At 70.1% G+C, this 20,569-nt stretch carries 24 protein-coding genes; 10 read left to right on the top strand and 14 right to left on the bottom strand.

Annotation, left to right across the window (positions count from 1 at the left end; all coding sequences use genetic code 11):
- Window positions 1–752: 752 nt before the first annotated feature.
- Window positions 753–1,736 (top strand): replication factor C small subunit, encoded by a 984-nt coding sequence (locus C475_RS07530; protein ID WP_006883211.1) that lies wholly within the window; start codon window positions 753–755, stop codon window positions 1,734–1,736.
- Window positions 1,737–1,766: 30 nt separating this feature from the next.
- On the opposite strand, the gene C475_RS07535 is transcribed toward C475_RS07530, so the two are convergent.
- Window positions 1,767–1,964, bottom strand: a complete 198-nt coding sequence (locus tag C475_RS07535) for a heavy-metal-associated domain-containing protein (protein ID WP_006883212.1) — start codon at window positions 1,962–1,964, stop codon at window positions 1,767–1,769.
- Between the two features lie 97 nt (window positions 1,965–2,061).
- Between C475_RS07535 and C475_RS07540 the strand changes: the two genes are divergently transcribed.
- The 3 genes from C475_RS07540 (at window position 2,062) to C475_RS07550 (ending at window position 4,649) form a co-directional block, all read left to right on the top strand.
- Window positions 2,062–3,060 (top strand): hypothetical protein, encoded by a 999-nt coding sequence (locus C475_RS07540; protein WP_006883213.1) that lies wholly within the window; start codon window positions 2,062–2,064, stop codon window positions 3,058–3,060.
- A 41-nt stretch (window positions 3,061–3,101) separates the two neighbouring features.
- Window positions 3,102–3,773, top strand: a complete 672-nt coding sequence (locus C475_RS07545) for a potassium channel family protein (protein ID WP_006883214.1) — start codon at window positions 3,102–3,104, stop codon at window positions 3,771–3,773.
- A gap of 405 nt (window positions 3,774–4,178) precedes the next feature.
- On the top strand, window positions 4,179–4,649 hold the full coding sequence (locus C475_RS07550) for a DUF7384 family protein (protein WP_006883215.1): 471 nt from the start codon (window positions 4,179–4,181) through the stop codon (window positions 4,647–4,649).
- Between the two features lie 37 nt (window positions 4,650–4,686).
- Here C475_RS07550 and C475_RS07555 read toward each other — a convergent pair whose 3' ends face one another.
- From C475_RS07555 to C475_RS07590, 8 genes are all read right to left on the bottom strand, one after another.
- Window positions 4,687–5,361: a non-canonical purine NTP pyrophosphatase gene (locus C475_RS07555; protein WP_006883216.1), complete on the bottom strand. Its 675-nt coding sequence runs from the start codon at window positions 5,359–5,361 to the stop codon at window positions 4,687–4,689.
- A 90-nt stretch (window positions 5,362–5,451) separates the two neighbouring features.
- Window positions 5,452–5,733 (bottom strand): DUF5808 domain-containing protein, encoded by a 282-nt coding sequence (locus C475_RS07560; protein WP_006883217.1) that lies wholly within the window; start codon window positions 5,731–5,733, stop codon window positions 5,452–5,454.
- Window positions 5,734–5,872: 139 nt separating this feature from the next.
- Window positions 5,873–7,420: a beta-alanine-activating enzyme beta-propeller domain-containing protein gene (locus tag C475_RS07565; RefSeq protein ID WP_006883218.1), complete on the bottom strand. Its 1,548-nt coding sequence runs from the start codon at window positions 7,418–7,420 to the stop codon at window positions 5,873–5,875.
- A gap of 61 nt (window positions 7,421–7,481) precedes the next feature.
- On the bottom strand, window positions 7,482–7,934 hold the full coding sequence (locus C475_RS07570) for a universal stress protein (protein WP_006883219.1): 453 nt from the start codon (window positions 7,932–7,934) through the stop codon (window positions 7,482–7,484).
- A 110-nt stretch (window positions 7,935–8,044) separates the two neighbouring features.
- Window positions 8,045–9,727 carry a bifunctional N(6)-L-threonylcarbamoyladenine synthase/serine/threonine protein kinase gene (locus tag C475_RS07575; protein WP_006883220.1) on the bottom strand — a complete coding sequence of 561 codons (1,683 nt, stop codon included), beginning with the start codon at window positions 9,725–9,727 and terminating at the stop codon, window positions 8,045–8,047.
- Window positions 9,728–9,810: 83 nt separating this feature from the next.
- Window positions 9,811–10,569 (bottom strand): glucose 1-dehydrogenase, encoded by a 759-nt coding sequence (locus tag C475_RS07580; RefSeq protein WP_006883221.1) that lies wholly within the window; start codon window positions 10,567–10,569, stop codon window positions 9,811–9,813.
- Between the two features lie 280 nt (window positions 10,570–10,849).
- Window positions 10,850–10,984, bottom strand: a complete 135-nt coding sequence (locus tag C475_RS07585) for a 30S ribosomal protein S27ae (protein WP_006883222.1) — start codon at window positions 10,982–10,984, stop codon at window positions 10,850–10,852.
- Window positions 10,985–11,293: a 30S ribosomal protein S24e gene (locus C475_RS07590; protein WP_006883223.1), complete on the bottom strand. Its 309-nt coding sequence runs from the start codon at window positions 11,291–11,293 to the stop codon at window positions 10,985–10,987.
- A 207-nt stretch (window positions 11,294–11,500) separates the two neighbouring features.
- Here C475_RS07590 and C475_RS07595 point away from each other — a divergent pair, with 207 nt between their 5' ends.
- The 3 genes from C475_RS07595 to C475_RS07605 all read left to right on the top strand — a co-directional run bounded on the left by C475_RS07595 (window position 11,501) and on the right by C475_RS07605 (window position 15,081).
- On the top strand, window positions 11,501–11,911 hold the full coding sequence (locus tag C475_RS07595) for a hypothetical protein (RefSeq protein ID WP_006883224.1): 411 nt from the start codon (window positions 11,501–11,503) through the stop codon (window positions 11,909–11,911).
- Between the two features lie 93 nt (window positions 11,912–12,004).
- The gene (locus C475_RS07600) at window positions 12,005–13,468 is read left to right on the top strand and encodes an ATPase domain-containing protein (protein WP_049930275.1); all 1,464 of its coding nucleotides are present in this window, start codon (window positions 12,005–12,007) and stop codon (window positions 13,466–13,468) included.
- Window positions 13,469–13,470: 2 nt separating this feature from the next.
- The gene (locus C475_RS07605; protein WP_152436349.1) at window positions 13,471–15,081 is read left to right on the top strand and encodes a sensor histidine kinase; all 1,611 of its coding nucleotides are present in this window, start codon (window positions 13,471–13,473) and stop codon (window positions 15,079–15,081) included.
- A gap of 27 nt (window positions 15,082–15,108) precedes the next feature.
- Here C475_RS07605 and C475_RS07610 read toward each other — a convergent pair whose 3' ends face one another.
- Complete coding sequence (locus C475_RS07610) at window positions 15,109–16,158, bottom strand: AAA family ATPase (RefSeq protein ID WP_006883228.1); 1,050 nt, start codon at window positions 16,156–16,158, stop codon at window positions 15,109–15,111.
- Window positions 16,159–16,271: 113 nt separating this feature from the next.
- On the opposite strand from C475_RS07610, the gene C475_RS07615 reads away from it, so the two are divergent.
- Window positions 16,272–16,508 (top strand): hypothetical protein, encoded by a 237-nt coding sequence (locus tag C475_RS07615; protein WP_006883229.1) that lies wholly within the window; start codon window positions 16,272–16,274, stop codon window positions 16,506–16,508.
- An 80-nt stretch (window positions 16,509–16,588) separates the two neighbouring features.
- On the opposite strand, the gene C475_RS07620 is transcribed toward C475_RS07615, so the two are convergent.
- Together C475_RS07620 and C475_RS24290 are read right to left on the bottom strand one after the other, a co-directional pair.
- Complete coding sequence (locus C475_RS07620; RefSeq protein WP_006883230.1) at window positions 16,589–17,263, bottom strand: RNA ligase partner protein; 675 nt, start codon at window positions 17,261–17,263, stop codon at window positions 16,589–16,591.
- Window positions 17,264–17,481: 218 nt separating this feature from the next.
- Window positions 17,482–17,658, bottom strand: coding sequence for an HVO_0416 family zinc finger protein (locus C475_RS24290; protein WP_006883231.1), 177 nt, complete (start codon window positions 17,656–17,658; stop codon window positions 17,482–17,484).
- A gap of 168 nt (window positions 17,659–17,826) precedes the next feature.
- Between C475_RS24290 and C475_RS07625 the strand changes: the two genes are divergently transcribed.
- Window positions 17,827–19,140, top strand: a complete 1,314-nt coding sequence (locus C475_RS07625) for an outer membrane protein assembly factor BamB family protein (protein ID WP_006883232.1) — start codon at window positions 17,827–17,829, stop codon at window positions 19,138–19,140.
- Between the two features lie 52 nt (window positions 19,141–19,192).
- On the opposite strand, the gene crcB is transcribed toward C475_RS07625, so the two are convergent.
- Both crcB and C475_RS07635 read right to left on the bottom strand, forming a co-directional pair.
- Window positions 19,193–19,549 (bottom strand): fluoride efflux transporter CrcB, encoded by a 357-nt coding sequence (gene crcB, locus C475_RS07630; RefSeq protein ID WP_006883233.1) that lies wholly within the window; start codon window positions 19,547–19,549, stop codon window positions 19,193–19,195.
- On the bottom strand, window positions 19,537–19,953 hold the full coding sequence (locus C475_RS07635; RefSeq protein WP_006883234.1) for a fluoride efflux transporter FluC: 417 nt from the start codon (window positions 19,951–19,953) through the stop codon (window positions 19,537–19,539). Before C475_RS07635 ends, crcB begins: the two co-directional genes overlap by 13 nt.
- A gap of 160 nt (window positions 19,954–20,113) precedes the next feature.
- Between C475_RS07635 and C475_RS07640 the strand changes: the two genes are divergently transcribed.
- Complete coding sequence (locus tag C475_RS07640) at window positions 20,114–20,563, top strand: DUF7382 domain-containing protein (protein WP_006883235.1); 450 nt, start codon at window positions 20,114–20,116, stop codon at window positions 20,561–20,563.
- Window positions 20,564–20,569 lie beyond the last annotated feature (6 nt).

Below are 20,569 nucleotides of genomic sequence, written 5' to 3' on the forward strand. Positions count from 1 at the left end.
CCTACACGACGCTCTTCCGATCTGGAGTCTCCAGCAGCGCGACGAACACCCCGTAGACTGTGAATACTGCCCCGGGGATCGCGAAGTCCTCGTTCGCGCCGACGTTCATCCCCTCGTCCAGGGTGACGGCCCCGTCGACCACGGCACCGTCAGCACGCACGAGGTCGCCGTCGTAGGTCAGATCGCCGCCGATCCGGGCGTCGTCACCGAGACGGATCGTGTCGGCGCCGAGGCGCGCGTCGCCCAGCACCGTCCCGTCGACGGCGATGCTCCCGGCGCCGGCTTCGAGTGCGCCGTCGATCTGCGCGCCGTCGCCGATATCGACGGCGCCGCCCGCGGCGGTCACGTCGCCGCCGACCTCGCCCAGGATCTGGACGCTCCCGGCGGTGGCTTCCACGTCGCCGGTCACGGTGCCCTCGACGACGACCGACCCGCCGAACGCCTGCAGGTCGCCGTTCACCGTCCCCCGCACGACGACGGTCCCGCCGAACGCCTGCAGGTCCTCGTCGACGGTCTCGCCCGCCCCGACGACGACGGTCCCACCCGTTCGCGTCGCGGCGGCCGCCACCCCGGGTAGCACCGACAGGACGACGATCAGTACCACGACGGCCGTTGCTATTCGCTTCATCGCCCGATTCTACGCCCGACGAGGCGATAAAGATGTCAGCCAGATAATTGCTAGGCGCTTTCACGCGGTCGCCGGTCGGGGGCCACTCGGTAGGTTTACGGGCGGCGGTCGCTACCCTCCGGGCATGAGCGAGGCCGACACGGACTCGGGGTCGCGGGCGGGACGTGAAGAGGTCTGGATCGAGAAGTACCGCCCCCAGACCCTCGACGAGATCGTCGGACAGGAGGACATCGTCGAGCGCCTCCAGAGCTACGTCGACCGCAACGACCTCAGCCACTTCATGTTCTCGGGCCCGGCCGGTATCGGGAAGACGACCAGCGCGACGGCCATCGCACGCGAACTGTACGGCGACGACTGGCGGGACAACTTCCTCGAACTCAACGCCTCCGACGAGCGCGGCATCGACGTGGTGCGCGACCGCATCAAGAACTTCGCGCGGACTTCCTTCGGCGGCTACGAGTACCGGATCATCTTTCTCGACGAGGCCGACGCGCTCACCTCCGACGCGCAGGGAGCGCTCCGTCGGACGATGGAACAGTTCTCGAACAACGTCCGCTTCATCCTCTCGTGTAACTACTCCAGCCAGATCATCGACCCGATCCAGTCCCGGTGTGCGGTCTTTCGCTTCGCACCGCTGTCGGACGAGGCGGTCGCCGAGGAGATGCGCCACATCGCGGGCGAGGAGGGTATCGAGTTCACCGACGACGGCCTCGACGCGCTGGTCTACGCCGCCGACGGCGACATGCGCAAGGCGATCAACGCACTGCAGGCCGCCTCCGTGACGGGCGACGTGGTCGACGAGGAGGCCGTCTACGCGCTCACTTCGACCGCCAAGCCCGAGGAGATCAAGGAGATGGTCGACCAGGCGCTGGCCGGCGACTTCACCGCCGCGCGGTCGACGCTCGACCGCCTGCTGACCGAGGAGGGCATCGCCGGCGGCGACGTGATCGACCAGCTGCACCGCTCGGTGTGGGAGTTCGACCTCGACGACGAGGCCGCCGTTCGCCTGCTCGACCGCATCGGCGAGACGGAGTACCGGATCACGACCGGCGCCAACGAGCGCATCCAGCTCGAAGCGCTGCTCGCGTCGGTCGCGCTCGACGACTGACCGGTCCCGTCTGCGAAACGTCCGCTCTTCTCAGGCCGACGCCTCGTAGCCGGCGTCTTCGACCGCGGCGAGGAGGTCGTCGGTGTCCGCGTCGCCCTCGACGGTCGCCGTCTCGGTCTCCCGGTTGGCCGTCGCCGACTCGACGCCCCCGATAGCTTCCAGCGCGTCCTCGACCGACTGTTCGCAGCCGCCGCAACTCATGCCAGTGACGGTGATCTGCCGTGCCATATTCGACCGTTGGCCCGCGACGCCCTTGGGTGCCACGGAGGCGGATCGATCCTGTCGAACGCGCTACTTTTTTGCCTCGGACGCCCGAAGCGCCGCCATGCGACGTGCCCTCCGCACCGTGGCCCTCCCGGCCGGCCTGTCGGCGCTCGCGTTCGCCGTGCTGTACGCGCCGTCGGCCGTCCTCGCCGGCGGGGTCCCCGACTGGCTCCCGAGCCTCGGACCGCCCGAGTTCACCGCGACCGTCTACCTGCAGGCCGGGAGCGTCGTCGGTACGACCGCGGTGCTGGCCGGCGCGCTCGCGCTCGGCTACCGGGAGGCCGGTCACCGCGACGTGTTCGAATCGTATCTCCGCTACGTCGGCGCGGTGCTGGCCGGCGGCGCGGGCGCGGTCGTCCTGACCGTCCTGGTGCTGGTCGCCGGCGATGGCGGGAATCCGTTCGATACGGTCCTGACCGCCGCGACGGCGCTGGTCGGTGTCCCGGGCTTCGTCGCGGTGAGCGCGCTCGCCGGGGCGGGGCTGGCGTCGCTCGGCCGGCCCGACCCCGCCAGCGCGCCGTCGGTTCGGCGGTCGCTTTCGCTCGGTCCGGCCGCGGCGGTCGTGACCGGGCTCGGCGTCGCGCTGGACGCGGCGGTCGACGTGTTGGTGGCGACGACCGAGGGCGTCGGACTCCCGGCGTTCCTCCCGCAGAGCTGGTCGATCGGGTCGACACTCGTCACCTACCTCCAGCTCACCCGACTCGCCTCGGACCTCGTCCTCCTCGCGGGCGGCCTGGCACTCGGCTATCTCGCGGTCCGCCGCCTCGGCGTCGAGGCCCCCTCGCGGCGGTTCGCCGCCGTCGTCGTGCTCGGCGGTTTCGCGGGCTTCTGGGTCGCCTGGCTGCCGGCGACGGCGGTCCTCGCGGCGACTCCGTCCGGGTCGAGCCTCGCCGCGCTCGCCGTCGCGGTCCCGGGGCGACTCCTCTCGACGGCCGCGGTCGCGACGGTGGCGGCGGTCGCGGGCGTCGCCGTCGCGCGCTTCGGGACCGACCGTCCGGACGCGGCCGACGGCGAGGGGGTCGATTCGACGGGCGGCGACCCCGCCGCGAGGCCGCGGTGAACGGGAACACAGTTTTGTGGCCGGACGTGGTACCGTACCTCATGAAGTTCGTCATCGTCGGATTCGGTCGCGTCGGGATGCGGACCGCTCGCATCCTCCAGAGCGAGGGCCACGACCTCGTGATCGTCGACAACGACCCGAACAAGGTCGAACGCGCCCGCGAGGAGGGGTTCACCGTCGTCGAGGGGGACGGCGCCGACGAGTCCACGCTGATGGAGGCCGGTATCGCCGACGCCGACGCGGTCGGCGCGCTGACGGGCGATCTCAACACCAACTTCTCGGCGTGCATGCTCGGCAAACACCACGGACTGCGGACGGCCCTGCGCATCGACGAGGACTACCGCCAGGAGATCTACGAGAAGTACGCCGAGGACGTCGACGAGATCATCTACCCCGAGCGACTGGGCGCCGCCGGCGCCAAGACCGCGCTGCTGGGCGGCGACTTCAACGTCCTCGCCGACCTGACGGAGGAACTCTCCGTGGCGACGGTTACCATCCCCGAGGGGTCGCCGCTGATCGGCCGCCGCGTCGTCGAGGTGGACCTGCAGGGCGACGCACACATCTACGCGCACGGCCGGGCGGACGCCCCGATGGAGATCCCGCTGCCCCAGACCGCCATCGAGGCGGGGGACGACGTGGCGCTGATGGCCGCGCCCGCCGACCTTCCCGAGATCCGGGCGTTCCTCCGCGGCGACGAGGCGGCCGCCGCCTGAGAGGACCGTCGCTGGCGGTCATACTATCGATGTCGTCACTGTCCGACAGCGCCGGGGCTCGGCGTCGCGGAAACGATGCGACCGCGTGGCCGCGGTCGCCGGGCGCCTTGGAATGGATAGGTGGGCGCGCCGTGGGGAGGATGGGAAACGAGGCCGTCGCTGCGCGCCCGCCTGACCATCCGCCACCGGTCGACGTAAAGCCCCGTCAGACGAGCGGCTGACGCCGGGTTGTGTGGTCGACCGACGCCAGTCGCGGGGACGACCCACACGTTTTACCCGCCCGAGACCCGTCGACTCGGGCATGACGTGGGACGACCTCTTCGACCGCGCCGCCGGCTACGAAGTGACGAGCGAGGCGGTACGGTCGGCGCTTCGGGACCGTCGAGCGGAGTCGGGTGAGGTGCCGTGACAGAGTCGAGTCCCGCCCGGATCGTCGCCGACGCCGACGTGCTCGCGGCGGACCTGCTCGTCGGCGGCGACGCCCGCGACGCGCTCGACGCCGTCCGAGTCCACTCGTGGGTCACGCTCGTCGCCAGCGACCCGTTACTCGACGACGCCGAGGCGGTGATCGCCGACCTGGCCGACCCCGAAATCGCAGTCGACTGGCGCGAGCGAGTCGAGGCGCTCCGGGAGCCAGTCGACCATCCCGAGGGGGACCATCCGGCGCTGGCCTCGGCGCTGCACGGCGGCGCGATGCACGTCCTCAGCTTCGACGACTCTCTCGGGTCGGCCGCCGCGGGCGCGGCGATCCGCGGTCGCGTCGAGACGAGCGTCAGGTCCCCGCGGGCCTTCGCGACCGTCTTCGACGCCGAATCGTTGTACGAAGCGGTCGAAGGCGGAGAATATCCCGGTCCCGACCGGGACCCGCGGGCGTAGCCGGCGGCGGCGCGGAGCCGGGCGGCCCGGCCGCCGCTCACTCCGTCGTGTCGCGCTCGGCGAGCCAGTCGGCGAACTTCGCCAGCGCCCGGCCGCGGTGGGAGACGGCGTTCTTCTCGTCGGGGTCCATCTCGGCGAAGGTGCGGTCGTCGTACTCGAAGATGGGGTCGTAGCCGAAGCCGCCGTCGCCGCGCGGCGCGACGATCTCGCCCGGGACGACGCCGTAGAAGAGTTTGACGGGGGGCGCCTCGCCGTCCCCCTCGTCCGTCCGGACCTGCTCGTCGGTCGTCGCCGCGGCGCGCTCGTCGGCCGAGAGGTCCTGGCCGCGGCGGTCATCGCGGTCGACCGGTTCGGGCGTCGCTTCGAAGTCCTCGCCGTCGCAGTAGGCAACGACGCCGCGGAAACTGGCGGCGCGGTCGTCCTCCTCGCTGGTGAGTCGCCAGACGCGCTCGACGCCGACGGTGTCGTGGACGTACGAGGAGTAGGGGCCGGGGAACCCGTCGAAGGCGTCGACGAACAGGCCGGCGTCGTCGACGAACACCGGCTCGTCGGTGTGCTCGTATGCCGCCCGCGCTTTGTGGGCGGCGATAGCGCCCAGGTCGGCGTGCTGGATCTCCGGCGTGTCGAAATCGAGCTGTTCGACCGGTTCGGCGAGGTACTCCCGGGCCTCGTTGACCTTCCCCGGATTCGTGGTGACGAACGTGACGGTCATACCCGAAGGCTACGCTCGGGCGGGCAAAGTCGCGTCGATCGGGACGCGGTTGTCCGTCGGTCGCGGACGCGAACGAACCGCAGAAGGGCGTCAGTCCTCGACGACGACTTCGACCGGGTCCTCGTCGGCTTCGTCGTCGAACTCCGCCTCGCCGGCGCTCTGGTTTTGCTGCCACCACAGCGCCCCGGCGACGGCGAGGACGACCCACGAACGCCAGGAGGCGAGGTTGAGCGTGTAGCCGACGCCGAAGGGCTTCTCGACGAGCATTCCCTCGCCGGGCTGCCAGTACGTCGAGAGCATCCGCTTGAGACTGGGCTGCTCGAAGTTGTACGGAATGCCGAACAGCGAACCCGAAGTGGGCTTGTCGACCATGTGCCAGGATACGGGCGGCCCCGTTAAGTCGTTTTCCACCGCAAGCGGCGGGACCGCGCCGGGGTCGCGGCGCAATCGGTCCGGAACGTCGATCGATCCTGCCAGATCGGGATTCCGACCGCGACCGGCCGCCCCGCCGTCAGTCGTCCGCGTCCGGTCCGGCCTCGGGGCTCCCGGCCCGCACCCGACGCCAGGCGCCGAGGCCCAGCCCGGTCAGCGCGCCGACGGCGCCGAAGCCGGGGCCGTCACCGGACGTAGTCCCGTCGGGGCCGTCGGTCCCGGACGGCGATCCGTCGCTCCCGCCGGGCGGGGTCGCGCTCACGGACTCGCCGCCGGACGGGTCGCCGAGGGCGTAGACGAAGCTGTCACTGCTACCGACGAAGACGGCGCCGGCGGTCACCGCGGGCGAGGAGAGCACGTCGCCGTCGGTCTCGACGGCGAACCGCTCCTGCCCGCTCTCGCGGTCGATCGCGTAGAGGCTCGCGTCCTGGCTGCCGACGTAGACGGTGTCGTCGGTCACTGCGGGCGAGCTGTAGATCCGGCCGCCCGTCGCGTAGGACCACTCGATGTCGCCGTTGGCGGCGTCGAGCGCCCAGAAGCTCTCGCCGAAGCTCCCCACGTAGACGGTTCCCTCGACGGCGACCGGCGAGGAGAGCACCGGCCCGCCGAGCTGGCGGCCCCAGACGAGCTCGGCCGTGCCGGTGTCGACGGCGTAGATCACGCCGGTGTAATCGCCGAAGTAGACGACGCCATCGCGGACCGTCGGCGAGCAGGCGACCTCGCCGCGGGCCGCGTAGGTCCGGATTTCCTCCCCGCTGGCGGCGTCGAGCGCGACGACGCTGCCGGTGCGGTCGCCGTTCCAGCGACCGACGTACACCGTCCCGTCGATGACGGCCGCCGTCGAGTCGACGCGGTCGGCGACCGACGCGCTCCAGACCTCCTCGCCGGCCGTGTCGACCGCGTACATCGTCCCCGCCTGGCTGCCCACGTAGAGCGTCCCGTCGCGGTAGGTCGGCGAGGCGAAGACGGCACCGTCGGTCTCGAACGTCCACTCCGCTTCGCCGCTGTCGGCGTCGACGGCGTGAAGCCGGGAATCGTGGCTCCCGACGTAGACGGTGCCGTCGACGACCGCGGGCGAGGACATCACTTCCTCCCTGGAGTCGGGACCCGACCCGGTCCCGTAGGCCCACTCCTCCTCGCCGCTCGCGGCGTCGATGGCGTAGAGGTGGCCGTCGTTGCTGCCGACGTAGACGGTGCCGTCGGCGACCGCGGGCGAGGAGACGACGTTGTCGGTCGGGTCGTCGGAGACGCCGCCGGCGGGCGTCCCCGTCGCCGCCGTCGCCGTGACCGTCGCCCGACCGGTCGAACCGGTGTCGAACGTCCAGGCGGTCGACGCCTCGGCGGGGCCGAGCGCGTCCGTGAACCCGCTGTTGACCGGGTCCGCCTGGAACTGCGGCCACCGCGTCGGCCCGGCCGACCCGGTCGATTGCAGGGCAAGCGCGGCCGAAGGGCCGGAATCAGCGCCGGCGCGGCCGCTCTGGTCGTCCGAGCGGTCGCCGGGCGCGCCGCTCTCGGGGACTGTCGATGCGGCGCCGGTGCCGGCGGCGCCGAGCGTCGCCAGTGCGAGCGCACTCGTCCCGGCGTGCCGGAGGAGGGTCCGCCGCCGCCAGGGCTGCTGGTCGTCCATCGTGTCCGGCCAGCGTGCCGGACGGAGTAAGTCTTCCGTTAGCCGAGCAGGCTCCCGCCTGTCAGGCGAGCAGGCTCGTCACCGGACCGTCGAAGTTGAGAATGATCGACTGGACGCGGTCGCCGAAGACAGCCTTCCCGGTCGGCGAGCGCTTCTGACCCGTGATGAACACGTGGTCGACCCCGTTGTCGTCGGCGACTTCGAGGATGCGGTCGGCCTCGCTCTCGCCGTCGCCGATCCGCGCCCCGATGACGCGGTAGTCGACATCGTCGTCGAACATGTCCTTGGCCGTCTCGCGGGCCTGTTTCTTGGCCGCGTCGATGACGACGCTGTCGTCGTATGCGGTGTGTTCCTCCTGGGCGACCACGTCGAGCGCCTCGCGGGCCTCCCTGAACTCGTCCGCGGTCATCAGCGAGAGGACGATCAGCTTGGCGTCGACGCCCGACGCGATCTCCCCTGCCTCCTCGAGCAGTTCCGTGTTCTCGTCGTCGTAGACCACCAGTGGTCGGTCCATAGTGTTCGTATGTTCGCCGACGACTATTTAAAACTCATTGGTGTCGGACAACAGGAACGCGGTCGGTCGGGGTAAACGCCCGCCCACACGACCCGGCGTGACCCCGTCAGTCACTGGTACCGGCCCCGTCCCTCGATCGCCCGGAGGCGGTCGAGTACAGTCCCGTCGCGCTCGCTGGTCGCGCGGTAGGCCTCCTCGGCGGCCGCCTGCAACCGATCGGCGTCGTCGGCCGTCCCGGCGAGGCTCTGGGCGAAGACGTGCAGGTCCATCGCGTGGTCCTCCTCGTGGCCCGTGTGGTAGCCGAGGCCGAAGTCGATGAGGAAGACGCGGTCCGCGTCTCCGTCGCCCGAGCCGACGCGGACGTTCCGCGTCGTCGGGTCGCCGTGGACGAACCCGGCGTCGTGGATCGTCGCGAGGTATCGCCCGACCGCCCGGGCCCGGTCGACGGTCAGTTCGGCGTCGAGGTCGCGGTCGCCGACGCGCTGGAAGCCGATCGTCGACTCGGCGGTGTCCACGTCGAGCACGAGCGGCGTCGGGACGCCACAGCGGCGCGCCTCGCTGGTGAGCCGCGCCTCGATCCGCGTCCGCTCGCGGCGCAGTCGCTCGTCCAGCGCGGGGTGGCGATAGGAGCGGGGCACTCGCCGTTTGACGACCCGGTCGCCCTCGATCGAGACGGTCGCCTCGGCGCCCCGTTGTTCGGCCGCGTCACCGGCGTCGACGCGCGTCGCAGGCGCGGGCGCCGGCTCGGACTCGTCGGCCCGCCAGCTCACCGCCACCTCGTCGGGCCGGAAGTCCGAGTCGATGGCCGACTCCGCCACCGCGAGCGTGTCGCCCGCGGCGGCCATCTTCGCGCCCAGCACCGCGATCATGCCGGCGTTGTCCCGCAGGAACCGGTCCTCGGGAACGTACAGCTCGGCGCCGCGTTGCTCGCACATCTCCCGGAGCATTCCCTGGAGGCGGTCGTTCTGGCCGACGCCGCCGCCCAGGACGAGTTCCTCGCGGCCGGTCAGCGACAGCGCCCGCTCGCTCACTTCCGTCAGCATCGCGAAGACGGTCTCCTCCAGGCCGCGACACACGTCCTCGACCGGCGTTCCCGAGTCGTACTCGTCTTTCGCCGCGCTCATGATCCCCGAGAAGGAGAAGTCCATCCCCTTGACGACGTACGGTAGGTCGACGTACTCGCCGTCTCTCGCGTGTGATTCGACCTTCGGCCCGCCGGGGTGAGACCAGCCGACGTGGCGCGTGAACTTGTCCAGGGCGTTGCCGACGCCGGTGTCCATCGTCTCGCCCAGCACGCGATAGCGACCGTTCCGATAGGCGAGGACGTGGGCGTTAGCGCCGCTGGCGTTGAGACACACCGGTCGGTCGAAGCCCGAGTAGTGGCGACCGACCTCCAGGTGGGCGACCATGTGGTTGACCCCGACCAGCGGCACGTCGAAGCGCTGGGCGACCGCCCGGGCCGCCGTCCCGACGATCCGCAGGCACGGGCCGAGACCGGGACCGCGGGAGAAGGCCACGGCGTCGATGGGCGCGGCGTCGGCGTTGCGACCCTCCTCGGCCGCCCGCTCGCGGGCCTCGGCGAGTGCCGTCTCGACGACGCTCGGGACGGCCTCGCTCATGTGCTCGGCGGCCTCGCGGGGGTGGATGCCGCCGCTCTCCGGCTGGTAGGGGTTGCTCTCGATGAACACGTCGTCGGTCTCGACCTCGTAGACGGCGGCGCTGGCCGCCCAGGCGGTCCCCTCGATGCCGAGGACGCGCCGGATATCGTCGGACTCCGATGCGGTCGAGACCATCGCTCGTTCCCGGGTCGGCCGGCCAGCGAAAAGACCACTTCGGTCTGGGCCGACCGCACCGGTCCGTCCGGGACGGCCGGCGGCTACTGACTCGTGTATCCGCCGTCGACCGTCATCGCCTCGCCGGTGACGAACGACGCGTCCTCGGAACAGAGCCAGACGGCGGCGTCGCCGATCTCTTCGGGTTCGCCGAGCCGTCCGACCGGCGTCGCGGCGGTGGCCTGCTCGATGGACTCGGGATCGTCCTCGCGCGACTGTGCGACCATCGGCGTGTCGATGACGCCCGGACACACCGCGTTGACGCGGACGCCCTCGCCGCTGTACTCCAGCGCCGCGGTCTTGGTCAGTCCGATCACGCCGAACTTGCTGGCGGCGTAGGGGCTGATCTCCGGGAACCCGACCTGTCCGGCGATCGACGACGTGTTGACGACCGCCCCGCCTCCGTCTTCGAGCATGACCGGGATCTCCGCGCGCATCCCGAGGAACACGCCCTTCAGGTTCACGCCGATCACTCGCTCGAAGTTGTCGACCGGCTGGTCGCTCGTCGCCGCGCGCTCGCCCTCGATACCGGCGTTGTTGAACGCGAAGTCCAGCCCGCCGTACTCGTCGACCGCAGCGTCGACCATCGCGCCGGCGTCGGCGGGGTCGCTCACGTCCGTCTCGACGAACGTCGCCTCCCCGCCCGCGTCCTCGATGTCCGCGACGGTCGCCTCTCCCTCCTCGATCTTCAGGTCCGCGACGACCACCGACGCGCCTTCCTCGGCGAACCGTTTCGCCGCCGCCTCGCCGATGCCGCCGCTCGCCCCCGTCACTATCGCTGTCTTACCGTCGAAGTTTGCCATTGGGTGTCTCCCCGTTCGACCTTGGAGTGCCGGCGTGATGAATGTGTCACTCAAAGGTACGGTGTCGACGCCGCTCCGGTGGTCCCGATCAATGTCCGACGCCCCGAACCGTCGAGCCGCCGCCGGACGCTCGCTCTCGCGTGGATGGACCGGTCATTCGAACGGAACGTCCGGCGTCTCGGCTATCAATTTTCTGTCGAGCGCCGACCGGCAGGAGAGCGGCTCCGAGACGAACGAACGGGGCGCTACGCGGCGGTGAAAACGGCGGAGAAGTCGGGGCCTACTCCCACTCGGTGTAGCCGCACTTTCCACAGTGCTTGCGGTCGCCGTGGTCGGCGAGGAAGGTGTCGCCACAGCGGGGACACTGCTCGCGGTCGGTGGTGCCGTCCTCGTCGTAGAACTCGTGGCGGGGCATCTAGGCCTCCTCGGCCTCTTCGGCCTCGTCGGCGACGATCTTGTTGCGTTCGAGCATGTGGTCCTGCTCGACGTCGCGGGCGTAGTCGGCGTCGTCGTAGACCTTCGCGTAGCCGACGGTCTTGCGCATGCCGAACTTGGTGTCCAGCTCGTGGACGACGACTTCCTCGGCGTCCTTGTTGAGCTTGGCCGCCAGCGAGTCGCGCACGGAGAGCCGCGAGGGCGTCGCCTCGTCGTGGGTCATCTCGAAGCGCACGTCCGTCCGATGCAACATCGGGTTCTCGTCTTCCTCGATGATGTCGATGTCCATGGTTCGTTGCCCAATACTCCCCCCGAAGCGGGTAAAAGGATTTCGAACCCGCCAGTAGCGGCCGCGCCCGCCGCGGACCGAGTACACGGCCCGAACCGTCACCGATCGACGCCCGAACCGACGCCCTGACCCGAACGAGTACGGATACGGGGTCGAGACGACGGCCGAATTGACACTCGTTTATCACGTCCGGCCGAGAGTTCGAGCGTGCCCGACCGACGGCACTCACGACTGATAGCGGGGCTGCTCGCGGCGTTCGCCGCCGCGCTCGGCGCGTACGACACGCTCTTTCTCGGCGGTGTCACCGACGCCGGCGGCTGGGGTCCGGTCGCGCTCTACAGCGCCACGGCGCTCCTGCTGCTGGTCCCGTACGTTTCGGACCGGGCCCGGGAATTCTTCCACCGGATCGCCCGAACCCGGCCAGTACTGGCCGGGTTAGTGCTGTTCAGCGTGGGCGCGCTCGCGCTCGCCGTGTGGCTGGTCGTCGACGTCGCTCGTGCGCCGCCGGGCGAGTTCGAGGCCGTCGTCGCGGTCGCGTTCTGGGTCCTGATACTCGGCGGCTCCGGCGTGAGCGTCCTCCGGAGCGTCCGCCACGGGTTAGAACGGGACCGCTCGTGAGTCGACCGGACCGCCGCGGCGGTCCGGTTACTCGGTATCAGGATCCGAAATGTGCGCGGTAGGTTGATACGGGCACGGTCGAATACGCTTCCAATGACTGCAGACGTTCCTTCACTCGCGCGGGTGACAACCGGGGTGTCCGGCCTCGACGAAGTGCTAGAGGGGGGGCTGATCGAGGGACGGAGCTACCTCGTCCGCGGGCAGCCGGGGTCGGGCAAGACCATCCTCGGTTTCCACTTCGTCTCGGCGGGCGCCGCGGCCGGCGAGCGGAGCCTGTTCATCAACCTCGAAGAGGACGAGGCCGACGTGCGCGCCAACGCCGCGTCGCTGGGCTTCTCGCTCGACGGTGTGGACGTGCTCGACCTGTCGCCCTCCTCGGACTTTTTCGCCGAGGACCAGTCCTACAGCGTCTTCGGGGCGGACGAAGTCGAGGGCGACGACCTCACCGAGCAGATCGCCGAGCGCGTCGCCGAGCGCGACCCCGACCGGGTGTTCGTCGACCCGGTCACGCAGTTTCGCTACCTGACCGGCGACGACTACCAGTTCCGCAAGCAGATCATCTCCTTTACCCGATTCCTCGAAGAGCACGACGCGACGGTCCTCTTCACCTCCCAGACGACTCCCGACGCCCCGGACGACGACCTGCAGTTCATGAGCGACGGCATCGTCGAGCTCGCCTACGAGAACGACCGCCGCCGGCTGACCGTCCCGAAGTTCCGCGCGTCGGACAAGCGGGCCGGTCCCCACGGGATGGCCATCCACGGCGACGGCGTCCACGTCTACCCGCAACTGGTCCCGTCGGCTCACGGCGTCGGCTTCGACACCGAACCCATCCCCTCGGGCATCCCCGCGTTCGACGAGCTGCTCGGCGGCGGCATCGAGCGCGGGACGATCACCGTCGTCAGCGGTCCCACTGGGGTCGGCAAGACGACCACGGGCACCCAGTTCCTCCGCGAGGCGGCCGACCGCGGCGAGCGTTCGGCGGTCTTCCTGCTGGAGGAGTCGGTCGACACCTTCGAACACCGCTCGGAGGCCGTCGGCATGCCGATATCGTCGCTGCGCGAGGAGGGGGCCCTCGTCGTCGAGGCGGTCGAACCGCTGACGACCTCGCCCCAGGAGTTCGCCCAGCGAGTCCGTCGCGAGGTCGAGGAGCACGAGACGCGCGTCGTCATGATCGACGGCGCCCGGGGCTACAAGCTCTCGATGCAGGGCGAGGACGACGACCTGGTCCGCGAACTCCACGCGCTGGGGCGGTACCTGAAGAACATGGGCGTCACGGTGATCCTGGTCGACGAGATCGACACCGTCACCGGCGATTTCCAGGCGACCAACTCCGGTATCAGCTACCTCGCCGACAACGTCGTCTTCCTCTCCTATCTGGAGATGGAGGGGGAACTCCGGAAGGTCGCGGGCGTCCTGAAAAAGCGCGTCGGCGACTTCGAACGCACGCTCCGGGAGTTCCGGATCACCGAGGACGGCATCGCGGTCGGCGACCCGCTGACCGGGTTGCGCGGGGTCCTCCGCGGTGCGCCGGAGTTCGTCGACGCGGAGGAGTGACGGTGTCGAGTACCGACGGCCCGCCCGACCGCGTCCGCGTGCTCGTGGCCCACGACCGAAACCGCGAGCTGCTCGCCGAGTGGCTCGGCGACACCTACGAGGTCCTGAGCGGTCTCGACGACGAGGGAACCGCCGGGGGCGGCGACGGCGAGGGACCGTTCGCCGCCACGGACCTCTGTCTGGTCGACCCGGAGGGGTTCGCCGCCAACCGCGAGCGACTGCGGACGTGGAAGGACCGCGCCGACCCGGTGTTCGCGCCGGTCGTGCTGGTGACCGAGGAGCCGCTGAGCGAGGGGCTCGACCCCGAGAGCTGGGAGAGCATCGACGGGCTGTACGTCGTCGACGACGTGGTCCAGATCCCCGTCGAGAAGGCCGTCCTCTTCCGGCGGCTGGAGAACCTCCTCTCGCGGCGGTCGCTGTCGACGGATCTGGCCCGCTCGTATGAGCGCGCCGAGGAGCGGTTCGCCTCGCTCTTTCACGCGACGCCCGACCCGGCGCTGGTGCTCTCGGAGGGGCACATCATCTACGTCAACGACGCCCTCTGCGAGGAGTTCGGCGTCGACCGCGACGATATCCACTGGCGACACATCGCCGAACTCGACGCGCTCCCCCCGGCGACCAGAGACCAGATCGAGTCACAGATCGAACGGGTACTCGCGGCGGAGAGCGAGACCGACGCCGCCGACTGGACCGGCGGCGACGACCCGCCGGAGGACCTCCGCGAGGCGGCGGTCGACGACGGGACCGACGACGCGGTCGAGACCGGACCGAACGCGACCCTCGACGACGCGGTGACCGACGAAGCGCTGGACGAACGGACGGAGACGGTCGTCGTCGAGCGGCCCGACGGCGAGCGGCGCTACGCCGAGACGAACGTCAAGCCGATGATCCTCGACGAGCGACGCAACGTCGCGGTGGTGATGCGCGACGTGACCGAGCGCCGCCGGCGCAAGCGCGAACTCGAGCGGAAGAACGAACGGCTCGAAGAGTTCGCGAGCATCGTCAGCCACGACCTGCGGAACCCGATCCAGGTGCTCGACGGGCGACTGAGCCATCTCGAAGAGAGCGCCGTCGACGACGGTGCGTTGGCCGACGGGGAGTCGCTGGCCGACCAGGTCGAGCCGATGCGGCGGTCGGTCGACCGCATGTCGGACCTCGTCGACGACATGCTCACGCTCGCGCGCGAGGGCACGGCCGTCGAGGAGACCGAAGTCGTCGACCTCGCCGCCGTCGCCGAGGAGGCGTGGACGACGACCGACGCGCCGGCGGCGACGTTCGCCGTCGACGGCGACCTCGCGCTCGCGGCCGACCCCTCGCGGCTCCGCCAGCTGTTCGAGAACTGCTTCCGGAACGCGGTCGACCACGGCCCGTCAGACGTGACCGTCCGCGTCGGCGACCTGCCCGACGGACGGGGCTTTTTCGTCGAGGACGACGGCCCTGGCATCCCCGAATCCGAGCGCGACGAGATATTCGAGCTGGGCCACACCACGAGCGACGACGGAACCGGGCTCGGGCTCGGCATCGTTTCGGAGATCGTCGACGCCCACGGCTGGACGGTCTCGGTGACCGAGAGCGAAGGCGGCGGCGCCCGCTTCGAGATCGTGGTCGAGTGAGGGCCGCCCGCTTCGAAAACTGGCCCGCTACGTGTGCATCTCGCCGAGTTCGGCAAGCAGATGCGAGACGTGGATGCGGTCGTTCGTGCCCTCGTGCAGGTCGACGTCGATCTCGCCGGCCAGCCGGTGGACTCGCGCCAGGGCGGCACCGGAGTACCGCGAACGGGCGACGGTCAACACGTCCTCCAGCACCTCCTCGCCGCTGTGGCCCTCGTCGACGAGCAGGTCGTCCAGCGTCTTCCGGGCGTCGGTGAACTCGCCGGCTTCGGCGGCGGTGACCATCTCCTGGACCCGCTCGTCGGCGCCCAGCGACCCCAGCACCTCGTAGGCGGTGTTCATCGTGATCTCGCCCTCCTGTTCGTGGGTGGTCTGGGCGGCCAGGATCGCCTCCCGGAGGTCACCGTCGGCGTAGCCCGCGACGTACTCGATGCCCTCGTCGTCGTAGTCGGCGCCCTCCGCGTCGACGATGTCCTCCAGCACGGCGACGGTCTCGTCGTGGGTCGGCTTGCGGACGGCGACGGGGAAACACCGCGAGCGGATCGGCGGGATCAGTGCCGAGGGCTGGCGGGTCGCGATGACGAACTGCGTCGCCTCGTAGTACTGCTCCATCACCCGACGGAGCGCCTGTTGGAAGTCCTCGCGGACGCCCTCGGCGTTGTCCAGCAGGACCGTCTTGTAGTTGCCCGAAACCGGCTGGTAGCTCGCCGACTCCTTGAGGACGTGGTTGATGAGGTCCGCCTTCGAGGACTCCCGGCGGCGCTTGCTGTCGATGAACCGTGAGAACCGGTCGTCCTCGCTGACCTCCTTTTTCGTCATGTCGAAGAAGTCGGCGACGTTGATCTCCACGAGATCGGCCTCGGGGTCGTCGTGGAGTTCGGCGGCCAGCGCGCGGACCGCAGCGGTCTTGCCGGCGCCCTTCGGCCCGTGGACGAGCAGGTTCATCGGCTCGGAGACGACGCTCTGGAGGTGTTCGCGGACGTTCGGCTGTGGCAGGTCGCCGAGCGCCGGGGCGTGCGTCTCGGTCCAGAGCGGGCCCTCGACCGCTGCCGTCCCGTCGTCGCTGTCCTCGTCGGCCATTGCCCGCCGGTAGGTCACCCCCGCGTATCAATCCACCTCTCTCCGGTCGAGGCGCGCGGTCGGTCTCCCCCCGGCGCAGAAGACTTATCGCCGCGCAGTTATGTCGTAGTCGTATGGACGGAACCGGCGGCGAAGATACCGGCGACAGGGGGACCGGATCGAAGGCCACCGGCGCGAGTGCCCCAGACGCGGTGGCCAAGAGCGAAGCGGCCAGCCGGACCGAGGAGGCGGAGGAAGTGTCGGGGTTCACCGGGTCGTCAGTCGTCAGGACGGTCGTCGCGTTCCTCGCTGGCCTCGGCGTGTTCTTCGCGTTGCTGTACGCCCTCTCGATCGTGTTGAACTCGTACTGAGCGGTGTCCGACTGTTCGACGGCCACGGCTACGCCCGAACGCGGGCCTCTCCTCGGCAGCCGCCGCGGGCCCAGGGCGGATCAGTTCACGTTCACGTAGTCCTCGTGCCCGCTGGCGACGAGGTACTCGCGCAACAGCGCCGGGAAGTTCCGGCCCGGGAGGTATCGCAGGCCGAAGTCGTCGGCCCAGCCGACGATGCCCTGGTCCTCGGTGACGACGCCCGCCTCCAGCTCGCGCGCCAAGATGAGGAGGTCGAAGTCCTCGCGGGAGTCGAGCACGCCCTGGCGGAGCGCGCGGCGGTACTCGTCGCGCAGGTCCGAGATGACCCTGTCGACCTCGGTCATGTGGTCGTGGTCGTCGACGGTGTCGGTCGAGGACTGTTCGGCCTCGCGGACGGCCTTCTCGGCGACGCGCAGGCCGCGGTTGACCCGGTCGGACATCTCGTCGACGAACTGGTAGACGATGTGAGCCGGGACCTGCACCTCGTAGCGCGCGGGCGCCTTCGTGATGATCCAGGTGTCCAGTTTGGCGAACACCTCCTCGTCCACGTCCCGGTCGCGAAGCATCTGGGTCAGCTCCTCGTCGATCGTCGGCGGCATGTAACAGGAGATGTTCAGCGCGAGCTTCGCGTCGGCGACGAGTTCCAGCAGTTCGAGACACGCCCCTTCCAGGCCCTGGCCGTCGTCGCGAATCGCCTCGGTGATGAACACGGACGTGTCGAGCACGAACCGCTGTTTGAGCGGCGAGTCCGCCATGATCGGGGCCTACGCGTCGACCCCTCAAGAGTTGCGTGGCCACTCGGACGCAGCGGTCGATCCGCGTGCGAGTGTAGCAGTGGTTTCTGGTTGTGCTGGGGCGAAAGGAAGTTGAGGGACAGCGACCGCAGTCAACAACAAGCGTTGAAAGCCTTCGGTGCGCTCGCGGTCGCTGAGCTACGGACGGCGAAACCGCGGAGAAACGTGTTCAGGCGACGTTACGCTGGGGACCAGCCGCATACCGAGCAGTCTGTGGCGGCCGAGTCGTGGAGTCCTCCACAGTCGGGGCACTGCTTCTTGTTGTAGTTCTCTTCCCAGCCCGCTTCCTCGACGTCGTGTCCACGATCGGTTAGGAACTCGTCGAACATGTCGTCGGTGCTCGGTGCGGACGCCATACATGCTATGCTATACCACACCTGCATATAGGTCTATTGGTATGCGAAACCTTTGCACACAAAATCGGGGCGCCGAGCGGTGCGGTCGGCTCGGCGGGGAGCCGACGGCGGCGGGTCGGGATCGAACGAACCCAAGGACATATGCCGCAGTTTACCGATAGCCCGGCCATGGCACGGAATCGGGCGAGTCGTCGTCAGTTCCTGGCGACCGTGCTGGGCGCGTCGGCCGCCGGGCTGAGCGGCTGTGGCTCGGACGGCGACGCGACGACGACACCGGGGGACGCGGGCACAGAGACGCCGACGGACACGCCGACCGACGCGCCGACCGCGGCGACACCGACCGACACGGCGGAACCGACCGACACACCGACGGCCACGCCGACGGACACGCCGGAGCCGACGGCGACAGCGACGCCGGACGCGTCGTCGCTCGCGTCGTGGCCGACCGTCATGCGCAACGACGAACGCTGGGGTCACCACTCGGCGGCGATCGGTCCACACGAGAGCGTCACCGTCGACTGGCGCACGGAGTTCGACCAGGACGCGGTGAACGCGACGCCGGTCCTGGCCGACGGGACGCTGTACATCGGCGCGGGCGGCTCCGGCGACGACGACGGGTCGTTCCACGCGCTGAACCCCGTCACCGGCGAGACGAAGTGGTCGAAGGACACGACCGCGCCGGTTACCAGCGCGGCGGCGGTCGACCGCGGGTTCGTCTACGTCGGGACGACCAACGGCGTGTTCTACGCGCTGAACACCGACGACGGTTCGGTGTTCTGGGAGTGGGACCCTGGATCGACCGAGGACTACACGGCGCCCGCCGTCGTCGACCGGGGCGTCTACGTCGGGTCGACCAGCAGCCGCTTCTACAAGTTCGACGCCCTCGACGGCGGCCTGGAGTGGGACCAGAACACCTACGGCGCGATCACCGCCCCGCCAGTCTACGCCGACGGCACGGTCTACGCGACGAGCGCCGACCACGAACTGTACGCCGTCTCCGCCTCGGGGGGTCTCGAGTGGACGACCGACCTCGGCGCCAGCGCAAACGGCGTCGCCCACCGGGACCGGCGCCTGTTCGTCACCAGCGAGAACAACAGGATCACGCAGGTCAACGTCCGCGGTAGCACCGGCTGGGAGGTCTCCCGAGGGGATGCGTTCGCGGCGACGCCGGCCGTCACCGAGAACCGCGTGTTCGCCGGCACTCGCGGCGGGACGCTGTTCGCCTTCGATGTCAGCGACGGCCGGGAACTGTGGCGGGTCACCGAACCCAGCGGCGGCGTCACCGCCCCGCCGGTCGTCGCCGACGGCACCGTCTACGTCGGCGCCCGCGACGGCACTGTCTACGCCGTCACCGCCGACACCGGCGACCTGGAGTGGTCGTTCGCCACGAGCAACAACATCGAGGAGGCCGCACCCATCCTCGCCGGCGGTCGCGTCTACATCGGCAGCCAGGACGGCACACTCTACGCGCTCAGCGAGTAGCCCGACCGGTCGACGGCCACGTTCGGTCGCCGTGCCGTCCCGTTTTCGCCGGTCACCACACCGCCGACGCGAGCGTCGACCCCACCCAGACGGCCGCCAGCGCGCCGACCAGGTTGACCGCCGCGTTGCCCAGCGCTCGGCGGCGCTGGCCGGTTTCGAACAGCCGGACCGTCTCGAAGGCGAACGTCGAGAACGTCGTGAACGCGCCGCAGAACCCGGTCCCGAGCGCGAGCACCGCGGCGTCCCCGACCGGCGCCGCCAGGAGCGCCCCGAGCGCGAAGCTCCCCAGAACGTTCACCGCCAGCGTGTCGCCGGTACGGGCGTCGATGCGCTCGCCGAGGAGGTGTCGGGCGAGCGCGCCCGCGACGCCGCCGAGGCCGACGAGGACGACCGGGTTCACGACGCCCACCTCGCGAGCCAGCGGCCACAGAGGACGCCCGCCAGACCCACCGCGTAGTTCGCGGCGACGTTGGCGGCCGCCAGCGTCGGTCCGGCCGATCCCGCCAGAGCCGGTCCCGCCGATCCCGCCAGTTGCGTCGTCTCGACGGCGAACGTGCTGTAGGTCGTGAACGAAGAGAGGAACCCGGTGCCGACGACCAGCCGCGTCTCCGCGCTGAGGGCGTCGGCGAAGTGGCGCTCGTACAGGACGACCCCGAGCGCGAAGCTCCCGAGGCCGTTGGCGGCGAGCGTCCCCCACGGGAACGCGCCGGGGAGCGCGAGCGCCACCGCGTGCCGCAACGCCGCACCCGCGAATCCGCCCACGGCGATGAGGACGAGCGGTTCCAGACGGGTCAACGCGTGGTCGTCGGCCATTCGCCCCGACCGACTGTCGGCCGCTACTCGTGTGTTTCCATTCGACGCTCGCGGACCGCCGTTCGACCGACCGGGGATCGACGGCCGCGAAGTTGGCCGCCCGCTCCGTGGAAAACCTTCGCACGAGCGTTTATGACCGGAAACGGGACCAGAGCCGCCCATGGAGCCAAGAGCGCTCGCGGGAGACGAACGCGCCATCGAGGGACTGCCCATCAGACTCGTCATCGCCCTGGTCGTCGGGGTCGCCAGCCTGAGCGTGATGATGAACACGCTCGGCGGCATCCAGACGCTCGGCGTCACCGAACTCGACGTGAAACCGACGCCAGAGGTGATCGACGAGGCCAGCACCGACGTCACCGTCGAGGTCGTCGGCCCGCAGGGCGACCGCGTCGCCAACGCGACCGTCGTCGCCACCGGCGGAACGGCCACGCTCGGCTCCGTCACCACGGCGCGGACGGATACGAACGGGACCGCGACGCTGGCGCTGTCGCCGTCGCTCGGTCCGAATCAGGACGAGGGGACGATACAGTTCGACGTGAAGCCGCCCGCGGGCGGACAGTACGCCGACGAACGCGGGAACACCGAGGTGCTGGTCGTGGCGGGCGGATAGCCGTCG

Origin of the sequence: Halosimplex carlsbadense 2-9-1, from assembly GCF_000337455.1 — an archaeon.
Taxonomy (GTDB): Archaea; Halobacteriota; Halobacteria; order Halobacteriales; family Haloarculaceae; genus Halosimplex; species Halosimplex carlsbadense.